Origin of the sequence: Alitabrizicola rongguiensis (assembly GCF_021491355.1) — a bacterium.
GTDB classification, from domain to species: Bacteria; Pseudomonadota; Alphaproteobacteria; order Rhodobacterales; family Rhodobacteraceae; genus Aliitabrizicola; species Aliitabrizicola rongguiensis.
Window position 1 is genome coordinate 104,124 of the sequence record NZ_JAKENF010000002.1, and the last position, 13,417, is coordinate 117,540.

16 protein-coding genes are annotated in these 13,417 nt (G+C 66.2%); 9 read left to right on the forward strand and 7 right to left on the reverse strand.

Annotated features, from left to right (window positions below; genetic code table 11):
* Positions 1-51 precede the first annotated feature (51 nt).
* The 7 genes from ureC to L0V05_RS06540 are packed head-to-tail and all read right to left on the reverse strand — an operon-like array spanning position 52 to position 4,178.
* Positions 52-1,761 carry an urease subunit alpha gene (ureC, locus tag L0V05_RS06510; RefSeq protein ID WP_234869308.1) on the reverse strand — a complete coding sequence of 570 codons (1,710 nt, stop codon included), beginning with the start codon at positions 1,759-1,761 and terminating at the stop codon, positions 52-54.
* A gap of 16 nt (positions 1,762-1,777) precedes the next feature.
* On the reverse strand, positions 1,778-1,963 hold the full coding sequence (locus tag L0V05_RS06515; RefSeq protein ID WP_234869309.1) for a hypothetical protein: 186 nt from the start codon (positions 1,961-1,963) through the stop codon (positions 1,778-1,780).
* Positions 1,964-1,979: 16 nt separating this feature from the next.
* Positions 1,980-2,366: a lysozyme inhibitor LprI family protein gene (locus L0V05_RS06520; RefSeq protein ID WP_234869310.1), complete on the reverse strand. Its 387-nt coding sequence runs from the start codon at positions 2,364-2,366 to the stop codon at positions 1,980-1,982.
* Positions 2,363-2,683, reverse strand: coding sequence for a hypothetical protein (locus L0V05_RS06525; protein WP_234869311.1), 321 nt, complete (start codon positions 2,681-2,683; stop codon positions 2,363-2,365). Before L0V05_RS06525 ends, L0V05_RS06520 begins: the two co-directional genes overlap by 4 nt.
* A gap of 33 nt (positions 2,684-2,716) precedes the next feature.
* Positions 2,717-3,022 carry an urease subunit beta gene (locus tag L0V05_RS06530; protein ID WP_234869312.1) on the reverse strand — a complete coding sequence of 102 codons (306 nt, stop codon included), beginning with the start codon at positions 3,020-3,022 and terminating at the stop codon, positions 2,717-2,719.
* A gap of 9 nt (positions 3,023-3,031) precedes the next feature.
* On the reverse strand, positions 3,032-3,334 hold the full coding sequence (locus L0V05_RS06535) for an urease subunit gamma (protein ID WP_234869313.1): 303 nt from the start codon (positions 3,332-3,334) through the stop codon (positions 3,032-3,034).
* A gap of 13 nt (positions 3,335-3,347) precedes the next feature.
* On the reverse strand, positions 3,348-4,178 hold the full coding sequence (locus L0V05_RS06540; protein ID WP_234869314.1) for an urease accessory protein UreD: 831 nt from the start codon (positions 4,176-4,178) through the stop codon (positions 3,348-3,350).
* A gap of 215 nt (positions 4,179-4,393) precedes the next feature.
* Between L0V05_RS06540 and pyrC the strand changes: the two genes are divergently transcribed.
* From pyrC to L0V05_RS06585, 9 genes are all read left to right on the forward strand, one after another.
* The gene (gene pyrC, locus L0V05_RS06545; RefSeq protein WP_234869315.1) at positions 4,394-5,434 is read left to right on the forward strand and encodes a dihydroorotase; all 1,041 of its coding nucleotides are present in this window, start codon (positions 4,394-4,396) and stop codon (positions 5,432-5,434) included.
* Positions 5,435-5,454: 20 nt separating this feature from the next.
* Positions 5,455-6,135, forward strand: coding sequence for an orotate phosphoribosyltransferase (locus L0V05_RS06550; protein ID WP_234869316.1), 681 nt, complete (start codon positions 5,455-5,457; stop codon positions 6,133-6,135).
* A 345-nt stretch (positions 6,136-6,480) separates the two neighbouring features.
* Positions 6,481-7,974: a replicative DNA helicase gene (locus L0V05_RS06555; RefSeq protein ID WP_234869317.1), complete on the forward strand. Its 1,494-nt coding sequence runs from the start codon at positions 6,481-6,483 to the stop codon at positions 7,972-7,974.
* Between the two features lie 182 nt (positions 7,975-8,156).
* A complete protein-coding gene (gene alr, locus L0V05_RS06560) occupies positions 8,157-9,206 on the forward strand; it encodes an alanine racemase (RefSeq protein WP_234869318.1) in 1,050 nt (349 codons plus the stop codon).
* On the forward strand, positions 9,203-9,985 hold the full coding sequence (locus L0V05_RS06565; protein ID WP_234869319.1) for an MlaE family ABC transporter permease: 783 nt from the start codon (positions 9,203-9,205) through the stop codon (positions 9,983-9,985). The genes alr and L0V05_RS06565 overlap by 4 nt, the downstream gene beginning before the upstream one ends.
* The gene (locus L0V05_RS06570) at positions 9,982-10,728 is read left to right on the forward strand and encodes an ABC transporter ATP-binding protein (RefSeq protein ID WP_234869320.1); all 747 of its coding nucleotides are present in this window, start codon (positions 9,982-9,984) and stop codon (positions 10,726-10,728) included. The genes L0V05_RS06565 and L0V05_RS06570 overlap by 4 nt, the downstream gene beginning before the upstream one ends.
* Positions 10,729-10,843: 115 nt before the next feature.
* On the forward strand, positions 10,844-11,173 hold the full coding sequence (locus tag L0V05_RS06575; RefSeq protein WP_234869321.1) for a hypothetical protein: 330 nt from the start codon (positions 10,844-10,846) through the stop codon (positions 11,171-11,173).
* A gap of 52 nt (positions 11,174-11,225) precedes the next feature.
* On the forward strand, positions 11,226-12,584 hold the full coding sequence (gene radA, locus L0V05_RS06580) for a DNA repair protein RadA (protein ID WP_234869322.1): 1,359 nt from the start codon (positions 11,226-11,228) through the stop codon (positions 12,582-12,584).
* 95 nt (positions 12,585-12,679) lie between these two features.
* Positions 12,680-13,336, forward strand: a complete 657-nt coding sequence (locus tag L0V05_RS06585) for a CvpA family protein (protein ID WP_234869323.1) — start codon at positions 12,680-12,682, stop codon at positions 13,334-13,336.
* Positions 13,337-13,417: the final 81 nt, after the last annotated feature.

The window sequence follows — 13,417 nt, forward strand, 5'->3', positions numbered from 1 at the left end:
CAGGGGCAATCTGCCGCGATGGCCCCCTGCCCGGCAAGTGGTCAGTTCGCCTCAGAACAGGAAATACCGTTGCGCCAGCGGCAACTCCTTCGCCGGCTCGCAAGTCAGCAGCACCCCGTCGGCCCGCACCTCGTAAGTTTCCGGGTTCACCTCGATGGTCGGCGTCGCCGCATTGTGGACCATGTCCGACTTGCCGATGCCGCGCGTGCCCTTCACCGACAGCGTCTGCTTGGCGAGGCCGTACTTGCCCCGCACTCCGTCTGCCTGCGCCGCCTCGCTGACAAAGACCACGGCGGAATTCTCGACGGAACGGCCAAAAGCGCCGAACATCGGCCGGGTGTAGACCGGTTGCGGCGTGGGGATCGAAGCGTTCGGGTCGCCCATCTGCGCCACGACGATGGTGCCGCCGATCAGCACCATGTCGGGCTTGGCGCCGAAGAAGGCGGGCGACCACAGGACAAGGTCCGCCCGCTTGCCTTCAGTCACGCTGCCGATGTGCTGGGAAATGCCATGCGCGATGGCCGGGTTGATCGTGTATTTCGCGACATAGCGCTTGACGCGCACGTTGTCGTTCGCGCCCGTCTCTTCGGCCAGCCGTCCGCGCTGGACCTTCATCTTGTGCGCGGTCTGCCAGGTGCGGGTGATGACCTCGCCCACCCGGCCCATGGCCTGGCTGTCCGAGGACAGGATCGAGAAGGCCCCCATGTCGTGCAGGATGTCCTCGGCCGCGATCGTTTCCTTGCGGATGCGGCTTTCGGCAAAGGCCACGTCCTCGGGGATCGACTTGTCGAGGTGGTGGCAGACCATGAGCATGTCGAGATGTTCCTCGAGCGTGTTCACGGTGTAGGGCATCGTCGGGTTGGTCGAGGACGGGATGACGTTCTGGCTCGCCACGACCTTGATGATATCCGGCGCATGGCCGCCGCCCGCGCCCTCGGTATGGAAGGCGTGGATGGTGCGGCCCTTGATGGCGGCAAGGGTGTTCTCGACGAAACCGCTCTCGTTCAGCGTGTCGGTGTGGATCATCACCTGAACGTCCATGTCGTCGGCCACCGACAGGCAGCAGTCGATGGCGCCGGGGGTCGTGCCCCAGTCCTCGTGCAGCTTCAGCGAACAGGCACCGGCCTTGACCTGCTCCACCAGTCCCTCGGGCAGCGAGGCGTTGCCCTTGCCAGCGAAGGCGAGGTTCATCGGAAAGGCGTCCGCCGCCTGCATCATCCGCATGATATGCCACGGCCCGGGCGTGCAGGTGGTGGCGAGCGTGCCATGCGCCGGCCCCGTGCCGCCGCCCAGCATGGTCGTCAGCCCCGAATGCAGCGCATCCTCGATCTGTTGCGGCGCGATGAAATGGATGTGGCTGTCCATGCCGCCCGCCGTCAGGATGCGCCCCTCGCCCGCGATGATCTCGGTTCCCGGCCCGATGATGATGTCGACACCGGGCTGGGTGTCGGGGTTGCCGGCCTTGCCGATCTTCAGGATGCGCCCGTCACGCAGGCCGACATCGGCCTTGTAGATGCCGGAATGATCAAGGATCAGCGCGTTGGTAATGACCGTGTCCGCCGCCCCGCCCGCGCGGGGGATCTGGCTTTGACCCATCCCGTCGCGGATGACCTTGCCGCCGCCAAACTTGACCTCTTCCCCGTAGGTTGTGAGGTCTTTCTCAACTTCGATGATAAGATCGGTGTCGCCCAACCGCACCCGGTCACCCGTGGTCGGTCCGTACATGTCGGCATAGGTGGCGCGGGGGATATATGCGGGCATGGCGGGCTCCTCGGGGTCAGGCTGTTCGGGCGCGTCGGCTGGCTGGTGTCGGGGCAACACCGCACAGGGGCGAGCCGCTCGACGCAATCGACATGGCGCCCGGCACAAGGGCGCTCATGATCTGTTCCTGCAGGGCGAACTGGTGCTGGCACAGCGAAAACCACGAACTCCACCAGTTGCGCCAGAAATCGATCGGGGTCATCGGCAAACTCCTTTCCTCAATTGGTCTCGCCAATCAGCCGCAGGTCTTCGGTGCGCACCCGCGTCAGGCGCTCCATGCAATTGGCGACGACCATCGGCTCGATCGACCCGCCTCGATAGGGCCAGGCTTCGACCGCGCAGGCCGCGTCACGGAAGGTGATCCACGCGCGTTGCGCCTGCTTCAGCGCCTCGACCCCGCCCTTGCCCGCTTCGGGTTCGTCCGTCTCGAAATCGCCATAGGTCTTCAACGCCAAGCGGTAGGCGAGGTTGAGATCCTCGTCTGCCATCTTGAACGCAATGCCGGCGCATTGGGTCATGTCAGCCTGTGTTTGGGGCGCCGTGCAGTCCGGCTCTTGCGCCATGGCCGTGGCGGGAAAGGCAAGAAGCAAGGCGAGCGTTCTCATCCCTTGGCCCCCGTCACGGCACGGGACAGGCGGCGGACATTCGCCTTGGTCCGGCGGCGCACCGGCTTCATCGCGGCCATGGCAACCTCGCCGGGACCGTGACCCGCGCCCACGGCACGGGCCACCGCCAGCCCCGATTCCTGCACGGCGCGTGCCTTTTCATGAACCATGCGCGAATGCTCGCCCTGGGACATCTTCCAGCCGCCCGCCATGCCCCAAAGCCGCATGGCGATGACCATGTTGGCCTCGACCATGAGCTGGGACATGAGGATGGTCGGCTGGATAAAGTCGAGGGGCGTCAGGGTTTTGCGGGCCATTGGTGAAGTCCTTTGCAAGGGGGTGCCTCGACCCTAGAGATCGCCCATGACCTTCTGATTAAAGCCGAACACGCGCCGCAATCCGCGATAGGGCACAAGGCGCACTTCGCGCATCTGCCCCGGCTCGAACCGCATCGCCGTGCCCGCGGGCAGGTCGAGCCGCAGACCATCCGCCTCCGTACGGTCGAAGGCAAGCAGCGGATTGACCTCGGCAAAGTGGTAGTGGCTGCCGACCTGCACGGGGCGGTCGCCGGTATTGGCGACAAGCATCGTTACGACGGGCTGGCCGGCGTTGATCTCGATCTCGCCTTCGGCAGGGAAAATCTCTCCGGGGATCATGGCCAGCTCCTATCGGATCGGGTGATGGACGGTGACGAGCTTTGTCCCGTCGGGAAAGGTCGCTTCGACCTGCACGTCGTGGATCATTTCGGCGATCCCCTCCATGCATTGCTCGCGGGTGATCACATGCGCGCCCGCCGCCATCAGGTCGGCCACCGACCGGCCATCGCGCGCGCCTTCGACCACGAAATCGGTGATGAGCGCCACCGCCTCGGGGTGGTTGAGCTTGACCCCCCTGGCCAGCCGGTTGCGGGCGACCATCGCCGCAAGGCTGATGAGCAGCTTGTCCTTCTCGCGTGGCGTCAGGTTCATCTCGTCCTTTTCCTCACATCTGCCAGACCCGGGGCAGCGCCTTGCCCCGCAGCCGCTCGAGCACTTGCGCCACCGCCCGCTTGACCGGCCGCAGATCCGGCCCCATCACCCGGACCAGACATTTCCCGTCCCAGCCCGAAACAGCCCAATCAACACCCTCGGGCGCAAGCCGCCGAAGCGGATCGACGGCGTCTTCGGCCCCGCGCGCAACCATCGCCACTGTGGCAAAGGCGCGCGCCTCGCCCAAAGCGGCCGGACCTGCCGCCAGGGTCTGGTCCGCCAGCCGCAATGGCTCGACCAAGACCTGCTTTCCGTCGCGCCGCACCTCGCGCCGGTCGTTGAGCCAAAGGCGGCGCACCGTCTCGCCCATGGCAGCCCGGCCAAGCCCGATCATCTCGCACATCACCAGCCGGGCCTCGCTGGCGAGCGCCACTGTCGTCCGCCGCTCGAGAGCCGCGCGATCGAACAGGATCGTCTCCTGCGGCAGCCAGTCGAGCGCTGCCCCCTGCCCGACCGCCAGATCGACGCTCATCCGTGCGACACCACCGGCCGAGGCGTAGGCCCGTTCGGCGGTCTGGGTCGTGCCGACGGCGCGCGTCCCTGCCGCCACTGAAAGCGAAAAACCAACCCGGTCTCCGCCCGTCAACCCGCCCGCGGTGTTCAGGAAAACGACTTCTGGGACAGGGCCATGGATGCGCGGAAGAAACGCCTTCGCACATCCCGACTGGTGCAGATCGGCCAGGACGGCCTGACCATCCCGCTGCCCGAGCCCAACGCGAGCAAGCCCGGCCGCGCGCTGCAAACGCGGCGCATCCACAAGGGCAAGTCCGCCGTCCTCGGGCATTTCGTTCTCCAGTTACGGTGGTCACGCTAGGATGAGCCCGGGTCGCGAGCCATGCCGAGGCTGGTGCGCCAGGCATCGCGACCACACTCCGCTTAGCGCCCGCCCAATTCCGCGCCATTGCCGCCCATTATTTGGGCATACCTGAATCGCTGCAGCCCGCGTTTCGAGGGATTCCACTCTGGAAAGCTGTCCGGGGATGCGCTACCCCGCAGGCCATGACCCAGAGCCTGACGATCCGCCGCCCTGACGATTTCCACCTGCACCTGCGCGATGGCGCGATGCTGCAGGGCGTGCTGCCGGAAACCGCCCGCCACTTCGCCCGGGCGATCATCATGCCGAACCTCGTCCCGCCGGTCGTGACGGCGAAGGACGCGGCCGCCTACCGCGACCGCATCCTGGCCGCCCTGCCCGAGGGCGCCCGGTTCGAGCCCTTGATGACGCTCTACCTGACCGAGGGCACCGATCCCGCCGATATTGCCGCCGCCCATGCGAGCGGGCTTGTGAAGGCGGTGAAGCTCTACCCGGCGGGGGCGACGACCAACTCCCATTCGGGCGTGCGCGATTTCGACAAGGTGCGGGGCGTACTGGAAAAGATGGCCGAGATCGGCCTGCCGCTCTGCGTGCACGGCGAGGTCACAGACCCGGCGGTCGACATCTTCGACCGCGAGGCGGTGTTCATCGACCGGGTACTCGACCCGATCCGCCGCGCAACCCCCGGCCTGCGCGTGGTGATGGAACACATCACCACCGAGGAGGGCGTCGCCTATGCCCGCTCGGGGGGCGACGATCTTGGCGCGACGATCACCACGCATCACCTCATCATCAACCGCAACCACATCCTCGCCGGGGGTATCCGGCCGCACTACTATTGCCTGCCGGTCGCCAAGCGCGAGAAGCATCGTCTGGCCCTGCGCGCGGCGGCAACCAGCGGCGAGGCGCGGTTCTTCCTCGGCACGGATTCCGCCCCGCATGTGGATGCGCTTAAGGAACATGCCTGCGGCTGCGCCGGCTGCTTCACCGCGACGAACACGATGGCGCTTCTGGCCCATGTGTTTGAGGAGGAAGGCGCGCTCGACCGGCTCGAGGCCTATGTCAGCCTGAACGGCGCCGCGTTCTACCGGCTGCTGCCGAACGAGGGCACCATCACCCTCACCAAGGCCGGCCCGGCCGAATGGCCCGCAAAGATCCTGACCGGCGCCGGCCCGGTGACCGTGTTCGACCCCGGCTTTCCCGTGCACTGGCACGTAGAGACCTGACCCTTGCGAAAGGACCGCCCATGATCCCGTCGAGCTTCCCCCCGAAAGAAGAAATCGCCCGCCTCACCGCGCGGATGCTGCTCGAGATCAAGGCCGTCCATTTCAATGCCGAGACGCCCTTCACTCTGGCCTCGGGCCTGCCATCGCCCACCTATATCGACTGCCGCAAGCTCATCAGCTTTCCCCGCATCCGCTCGACGCTGATGGACTTCCTTGCCGTCACCGTGATGCGCGACGCGGGGTTCGAAGCCTTCGACAATGTCGCGGGCGGCGAGACGGCAGGCATCCCCTTTGCGGCGCTTGTGGCCGAGCGGCTGGCCCTGCCGATGACCTATGTCCGCAAGAAGCCGAAGGGCTATGGCCGCAACGCCCGGATCGAAGGTGTCATGGCCGAGGGCGACCGGGTGCTGCTGATCGAGGACCTGACCACCGATGGCGGCTCGAAGCTGTCCTTCGTCGATGCGATCCGCGAGACGGGCGCCACCTGCGCCCATACGGCGGTGATCTTCTACTACGGGATCTTCCCCGAGACGGTGCCAAAGCTCGCGGAACACGGCGTGGCGCTGCACTACCTCTGCACCTGGTGGGACGTGCTTGCGGAAGCAAGGGCCAGCGGGGCCTTTGATGCGGCGACCCTTACGGAAGTCGAAGCCTTCCTGAACGATCCGCGGGCCTGGCAGGCGGCCCGAACCAAGGGCTGACGCGCAAAAGGATAGGTTGGACGCTGCATTGGCTGAAACCCGCCTATCCCGCAGCGACGGTCTGTGGACGACTCATACCTGACTCACCGTTCACATCGGACAGCAAGGGGAGCGCGTCACGCACCCCTCCCAGATGTAGTGGATCGACCGGACCATATACGCTAGACTGACATTGGACCCCAAATGATCCACAGGGTTCTCCACCGGGTTCCACACCGAGTTATCAGGGATTGCCTGAAGCGCGCGGAACGGGCATCAGACCCAAACCCGCCGCGACCAGCGCCAGGCAGACGGCGGGGCACAGACGCAGGAATGCGAAGAACAGGCGAACGGCCGGGGGGCAAGATGACCGAAATTGCGACGCTGCGTTCCGTGGTGCCGGCTGTTGCGGCCCCAGGGGAAGATGCACTGCCGCACAATATCGAAGCCGAGCAGCAACTTCTCGGCGTGATCCTGACCGCGAACGAGGTCTATGACCGGATCGCCTCGCTGGTTCGCGCCGAGCATTTCTTCGATCCCGTCCATGCGCGAATCTTCGAAATCGCCGCGGCCCGCATCCAGAAGAACGCGCTCGCCTCGCCGGTCACGCTCAAGGCCTTTCTCGAGGATGATCCGGGCCTGAAGGAACTGGGCGGCCCTGCCTATCTCGCCCGCCTCGCCGGGGCAGCGATCTCGGCCTATGCCGCGCGCGACTATGCCCAGATGATCTATGACCTCGCCGTGCGCCGCGAACTCATCGCGCTCGGCCGCGACATCTCGTCCAAAGCCGCGAAGGTCGAGGTCGCCTCGGAACCCCGAGACCAGATCATCGAGGCCGAACAGCGGCTTTACAAGCTGGGCGAACAGGGCGTCGCCGAACGCGGTTTCCAGAGCTTTCTGAAGGCGGTAACCGATGCTGTTAACGTGGCGAACGCCGCCTATCAGCGCGACGGCGGCCTCGCCGGCATCTCGACCGGCCTGATCGATCTCGACAAGAAGCTTGGCGGGTTGCACCCTTCGGACCTGCTGATCCTCGCCGGTCGCCCGTCGATGGGCAAGACCTCGCTTGCCACCAACGTCGCCTTCAACATCGCCAAGGCCTACCGCCGCGGCCGCCTGCCCGATGGCGGCGAAGGCGCGGTCGAAGGGGGCGTCGTCGGCTTCTTCTCGCTCGAGATGTCCGCCGAGCAACTGGCTGCCCGGATCCTCTCCGAAGCGGCCGAGGTGCCCTCGGAGCAGATCCGTCGCGGCGACATGACCGAGGCCGAGTTCCGCCGCTTCGTCGAGGCCGCCAAGGCGCTCGAATCCTGCCCGCTCTATATCGACGACACGCCGGCCCTGCCGATCAGCCAGGTCGCCGCCCGCGCGCGCCGGCTGAAGCGCACCCATGGCCTCGACCTGCTCATCATCGACTACCTCCAGCTCCTCAAGGGTTCGTCCAAGGAGAACCGCGTGCAGGAGGTCTCCGAGATCACGCAAGGCCTGAAGGCCATCGCCAAGGAACTGAACATCCCGGTCATCGCGCTAAGCCAGTTGTCGCGGGCCGTAGAAAGCCGGGACGACAAGCGCCCGCAGCTCAGCGACCTGCGTGAATCCGGCTCGATCGAACAGGATGCCGACGTGGTCATGTTCGTCTTCCGCGAGGAATACTACCGCGAGCGGGAAAAGCCCGGCGATCACGATCTGGAAGCCATGGCCAAATGGCAGCAGATCATGGAGCAGGTCCATGGCAAGGCCGAGGTCATCATCGGCAAGCAGCGCCACGGGCCGATCGGCACAGTGGAACTGGCCTTCGAGGGCCGCTTCACCCGCTTCGGCAATCTGGCCAAGCCCTGGCAGAACGGCTCCGAGGGCTTCTGACACCCCGGCTTCTTCTTGGCTTAAATACCCCCGCGCGGAGCGCTCCTGCCCTTTCCATCCCTCCCGAGGCTCTGCCCGTTTCCGCGGCAGCGCCGGCCGAGGGGGCTCGATGCCCCCGAGGACGGCCCGCCCTTGCGCCGTTTCCGCTTGACCTCTCCCCTCTCGCGGTCAAAACACCGCGCATGGCCAGCGCGACCCTTACCATCGACCTCGACGCGATCGCCGCCAACTGGCGCGCGCTGGATCGGCTGTCGGGGCCCGATACCCAGACAGCCGCGGTGGTCAAGGCCGACGCCTATGGCCTTGGTGCCGCCCGCATCTCGCGGGCGCTGGCCCAGGCGGGGGCACGCCGTTTCTTCGTGGCGCTGGCCGAGGAAGGCGCCGTCGTACGCCAGGCGCTAGGCCCCGGTCCGCAGATCTGCGTGTTGTCCGGCCATATCGCAGGCGATACCGAGATGATCGGCGATCTCGACCTGACGCCAATGCTCAATTCCATCGATCAGGTCACCCGCCATCTCGAGGCGCTGCCGGGCCATCCCTTCGGCGTGCAGATCGACACCGGGATGAACCGGCTCGGCATGAAGGCCGTCGAATGGCAGGCCGTGGCGCCCTTCCTGCTCGAGGCCGGCCCCGAACTCTTGATGAGCCATCTCGCCTGCGCCGACGAGGACGGCCACCCGATGAACGCGGCCCAGCTTGCGGCCTTCCATGCCCTGACCGACGGCACCGGCGTGCCACGCTCGTTCTCGGCGACCGGTGGGATCATGCTTGGCCCCGACTATCACTTCGACCTGACACGCCCGGGCGTCGGCCTGTACGGGGGCCAGCCCTTCGACGGCGCGGCGCGGGTGGTGACGCTGTCCCTGCCGGTGGTTCAGGTGCACGAACTCGAACCCGGCGAGACCGTTGGCTACAGCGCGACCTGGACCGCCGAGGCTCCAGCGCGCACGGCCACCGTCGTCGGCGGCTATGCCGACGGGCTGCACCGGACCCTGTCGAACACGGCCGTCCTCTGGCATGGCGACATCCCCTGCCCGCTGGTTGGCCGGGTGTCGATGGATTTCGTCACGGTGGACATTTCCCATCTGGACGAAACTCCGCAGACGCTCGACATCCTCGGGCCGAACCAGACGATCGACGACCTTGCCGGCAGCGCCGGGACCATCGGCTACGAGATGCTGACGGGCCTGTCTCAGCGCTATGTCCGCCGCTACAGCGGAAGCGGCGCATGAACCTGCTCGCGCCCGTTGCCCGGCTCGGCCGCGCCAGTTTCGCAGGCCTCGCCCTGGTGGGGCGGATCACGCTATTTGCCATCGCGGTGGTCAGTCGCTTCTTCCGACCGCCCTTCTATCCGCGCGAGTTCCTGATCGCGGTCCTGCAGATCGGCTGGTTCAGCCTGCCTGTCGTCGGACTGACCGCATTGTTCACCGGCGGGGCACTGGCGCTGCAGATCTATGCGGGCGGCTCGCGCTTCAACGCCGAAGCCGTGGTGCCGTCGATCGTCGCGATCGGCATGGCCCGCGAGCTTGGCCCGGTCCTTGGCGGGCTGATGGTGGCGGCGCGTGTCGCCTCGTCGATTGCGGCCGAGATCGGGACGATGAAGGTGACCGAACAGGTCGATGCGCTGGTGACCCTTTCGACCGATCCTCTGCGCTATCTCGCGGTACCGCGGGTGCTGGCTGCGCTCCTGACCGTGCCGGTTCTGGTCGCGGTCGGGGATTCCATCGGCATCATGGGCGGCTGGGCCGTGGGGGTGCAGCGGCTTGGGTTCAACTCGGCCACCTACCTGCAGAACACCGCTGACTTCCTCGAGGCATGGGACGTGACCTCGGGCCTCATCAAGGGTGCGGCCTTCGGCTTCATTGTCGCGCTGATGGGCTGCTATCACGGCCTGCATTCGGGGCGCGGGGCGCAGGGTGTGGGCCAGGCAACGAAATGGGCCGTGGTTTCCGCCTCTGTCCTCATCTTTGCCGCGAACTATCTCCTGACCGAGCTGTTCTTCACCTCATGATCGACCTGCAGGACATCAAGAAGAGTTTCGGCCGGAACCACGTGCTGCGCGGGGTGAACCTGACCATTCCAAGCGGGCAGAGCATGGTCATCATCGGTGGATCGGGCACCGGCAAGTCGGTGCTGCTGAAATGCATCCTTGGCCTTGTCACACCCGATGCGGGCCGTATCCTGCTCAATGGACAGGACGTGACCAAGGTCGACCGCGACGCCTTCCTCGCCCGCTTCGGAATGCTGTTCCAGGGCGCCGCGCTCTTCGATTCGCTCCGGGTCTGGGAGAATGTGGCGTTCCGGCTGCGCCACGGCGCTCTGAAGAAACCCAAGGCCGAGGCGCGCGCCATCGCCATCGAGAAGCTGCGGCGCGTCGGGCTGAAGCCCGAGACCGCCGACCTTTATCCCGCCGAGCTTTCGGGGGGCATGCAGAAGCGCGTGGGCCTCGCCCGCGCCATTGCGGCCGAACCCGAGATCATCTTCTTCGACGAGCCGACGACCGGCCTCGATCCGATCATGGCCGGGGTCATCAACGACCTCATCCGCGAGATCGTGACCGAGATGGGCGCGACCGCGATGACCATCACCCATGACATGACCTCGGTCCGCGCCATCGCGGATCGGGTCGCTATGCTGCATGACGGGGTGATCCAGTGGACCGGCCCGGTGAGCGAAATGGATGCAACCGCCGATCCGTTTGTTCAACAATTCATCCATGGTCGTGCCGAAGGGCCTATTGAGGCCGTTCGCTGAGCACGATTTCGCGATGCTGCACCGCGGCATCTTGGCAGGGGGTCGGATTCCCCATACTTTTGCGCTATGCTTTCTAAAGCTGCCGTTATCCGGCCATTGTTGAATGGGAACCGACATGACCGCTGCAATTGCGCTCGTCCTGCTGATCGGCATTTCAATTCTGTCGCTGTGCCTGCCGCCGGCGGTGGCGCTGATCATGTCCGCACGTCGCCTTTCCTCGGCCTCCGACGAGCGCCGGTCGGTGCTGCGCGCGGCCATGTATGTCAGCGGCGCGATCCTGGTCTTCAATACGGCGCTGATCCTGTTCAATCCGCCGGAGCTGCACGGTCTCGATGACGGCCTGAGCCGCCTGCACGCAATCGGGCTTGTCCTGTCCTGGCTGTGCCTTTGGGGCGCGCTGGCGATGGCGTTCCTGATGCGCGTGCGCCGTCGCACCTACCCCTGACCTGCTCCAGACCCGCATTGCACAGCCTGCGCGAACGCGTCACTAAGGGCGCATGAGCAAGGCTTCCCCGACTTTCACCTGCACGGCCTGCGGCGCCGTCCATCGCAAGTGGGCCGGTCGCTGCGATGCCTGCGGCGCCTGGAACACCATCATCGAGGAAGCGCCGCTGTCCTCTGGCCCAAAGTCGCTTGGCGCCAAGGGGCGGGCGGTCGCCTTGACCGACCTTGCGACCGAGGAAGCACCGCCCCCCCGCGCCGCCTTTGGAATTGCCGAACTGGACCGGGTGCTGGGTGGAGGGCTCGTCCCAGCCTCGGCTGTTCTCGTGGGCGGCGATCCCGGCATCGGCAAGTCGACGCTTCTTTTGCAGGCGGCCGCAAGCATCGCGCGGCAGGGGCTGAAATGCCTCTATCTGTCTGGGGAAGAGGCCTCGGCGCAGGTGCGGATGCGGGCGCAACGGCTGGGTCTGACCGATGCGCCGGTGGCGCTCGGGGCCGAAACAAACCTGCGCGACATCCTGACGACGCTCGATGCCGAACGCCCGGCGCTGGCGATCATCGACTCGATCCAGACGATGTGGCTCGACACGGTGGAAAGCGCCCCAGGCTCTGTCAGCCAGGTGCGGGCGGCGGCCCATGAGCTTGTGAGCTTCGCCAAGAAGCGCGGCGTGGCGGTGATCCTGGTGGGCCATGTCACCAAGGATGGCCAGATCGCGGGGCCGCGCGTGGTCGAGCATATGGTCGATACGGTGCTCTACTTCGAGGGTGAGCGCGGCCACCAGTTCCGCATCCTTCGCGCGGTGAAGAACCGCTTCGGCCCCGCCGACGAGATCGGCGTCTTCGAGATGACGGGCGGAGGTCTGTCGGAAGTGTCGAATCCCTCTGCCCTGTTCCTGTCGGATCGAGGTCAGGCCGTACCTGGATCGGCAGTCTTTGCGGGGGTCGAGGGCACGCGTCCGGTCCTGACCGAGATTCAGGCGCTGGTCGCGCCATCGACCCTCGGCACACCGCGCCGGACGGTCGTCGGGCTCGACAGCGGGCGGCTCTCGACCATTCTGGCCGTCCTCGAGGCGCGCTGCGGCATACCATTCGCCGGGCTGGACGTCTTTCTGAACGTGGCAGGGGGGATGAAGATTTCCGAGCCGGCGGCGGACCTTGCCGTGGCAGGCGCGCTCCTGTCGGCGCGCGAGGATGTGGCAATTCCGCCAGACATGGTGCTTTTCGGCGAAATCAGCCTGTCGGGCGCCCTGCGGCCCGTCGGCCAGACCGAAAACCGGTTGAAAGAAGCTTCGAAACTTGGTTTTTCACAGGCGACGCTTCCGGCCCGGTCGAAGATCGGGACGGCCGAGGGGATGCGGGTGCACCAGATACCCGACCTGACGGCCTTCGTGGGCGATATCTTCGGGGCAGGCTAGGCAGGCCCCCAGAGAAGCGAAGTAAAGGGGCGGGCTGAGCCTTCCCTTCAAGGGACAGACAGCCGGGCGGTTTCCCGACCTGGCAGGAGCGGGAAATGCAGGGCTTCACCATCATCGACGGCGTTGTTGCGGCCGTCATCGTGCTGTCGGCGATACTCGCCTATTCGCGCGGCATCGTCCGCGAGGGGCTGGCGATTGTCGGCTGGGTCGGCGCGGCGATCCTCGCCTACATGTTCGCCCCGCAGGTCGAACCACTGGTGAAGGAGCTTCCCGTCGTCGGCACTTTCCTCGCCGACAGCTGCGAATTGTCGATCATCGCGGCTTTCGCTGGCGTCTTCGCGCTGTGCCTGATAGTGATCTCGCTCTTCACGCCGTTCTTCTCCTCCGCCGTGCAGCGCTCGGTGCTTGGGGGCATCGACCAGGGTCTTGGCTTCCTGTTCGGCGCGCTACGGGGCATGGTGCTCGTTGCCGTGGCATTCGTGGTCTACGACCGTGCCGTGGCTGCGGACACCGTGCCGATGGTGGACAATTCCCGTTCGGCCAAGATCTTCGCCTCGTTCCAGGACGGCATCAACCAGTCGATCCCCCAGGATGCGCCCGGCTGGATCGTGACCCAGTATGAAAAGCTGGTCTCGACCTGCGGCCCGGCTGCGGCGCCGGTCGCTCCCGCCCCGGCGCCGGCAGACGGAAGCGGAGCAGCGCCTGCGGAACAGGCACCCGCTGCCGGCGGAACCACGTCATCGGGCGGCTGAGCCCGCCACTGCGACAAGCCCCCGTGACTATTCGCTGCGGACGCACTACATGAAGGGCGTCCGCAGCCACCGGATTCGGAG

What these genes read in the sequence shown, in the direction of transcription:
- ureC (WP_234869308.1), bottom strand. Translation starts at nt 1,761, where the DNA reads ATGCCCGCATATATCCCCCGCGCCACCTATGCCGACATGTACGGACCG.
- L0V05_RS06515 (WP_234869309.1), bottom strand. Translation starts at nt 1,963, where the DNA reads ATGACCCCGATCGATTTCTGGCGCAACTGGTGGAGTTCGTGGTTTTCG.
- L0V05_RS06520 (WP_234869310.1), bottom strand. Translation starts at nt 2,366, where the DNA reads ATGAGAACGCTCGCCTTGCTTCTTGCCTTTCCCGCCACGGCCATGGCG.
- L0V05_RS06525 (WP_234869311.1), bottom strand. Translation starts at nt 2,683, where the DNA reads ATGGCCCGCAAAACCCTGACGCCCCTCGACTTTATCCAGCCGACCATC.
- L0V05_RS06530 (WP_234869312.1), bottom strand. Translation starts at nt 3,022, where the DNA reads ATGATCCCCGGAGAGATTTTCCCTGCCGAAGGCGAGATCGAGATCAAC.
- L0V05_RS06535 (WP_234869313.1), bottom strand. Translation starts at nt 3,334, where the DNA reads ATGAACCTGACGCCACGCGAGAAGGACAAGCTGCTCATCAGCCTTGCG.
- L0V05_RS06540 (WP_234869314.1), bottom strand. Translation starts at nt 4,178, where the DNA reads ATGCCCGAGGACGGCGGACTTGCCCTTGTGGATGCGCCGCGTTTGCAG.
- pyrC (WP_234869315.1), top strand. Translation starts at nt 4,394, where the DNA reads ATGACCCAGAGCCTGACGATCCGCCGCCCTGACGATTTCCACCTGCAC.
- L0V05_RS06550 (WP_234869316.1), top strand. Translation starts at nt 5,455, where the DNA reads ATGATCCCGTCGAGCTTCCCCCCGAAAGAAGAAATCGCCCGCCTCACC.
- L0V05_RS06555 (WP_234869317.1), top strand. Translation starts at nt 6,481, where the DNA reads ATGACCGAAATTGCGACGCTGCGTTCCGTGGTGCCGGCTGTTGCGGCC.
- alr (WP_234869318.1), top strand. Translation starts at nt 8,157, where the DNA reads ATGGCCAGCGCGACCCTTACCATCGACCTCGACGCGATCGCCGCCAAC.
- L0V05_RS06565 (WP_234869319.1), top strand. Translation starts at nt 9,203, where the DNA reads ATGAACCTGCTCGCGCCCGTTGCCCGGCTCGGCCGCGCCAGTTTCGCA.
- L0V05_RS06570 (WP_234869320.1), top strand. Translation starts at nt 9,982, where the DNA reads ATGATCGACCTGCAGGACATCAAGAAGAGTTTCGGCCGGAACCACGTG.
- L0V05_RS06575 (WP_234869321.1), top strand. Translation starts at nt 10,844, where the DNA reads ATGACCGCTGCAATTGCGCTCGTCCTGCTGATCGGCATTTCAATTCTG.
- radA (WP_234869322.1), top strand. Translation starts at nt 11,226, where the DNA reads ATGAGCAAGGCTTCCCCGACTTTCACCTGCACGGCCTGCGGCGCCGTC.
- L0V05_RS06585 (WP_234869323.1), top strand. Translation starts at nt 12,680, where the DNA reads ATGCAGGGCTTCACCATCATCGACGGCGTTGTTGCGGCCGTCATCGTG.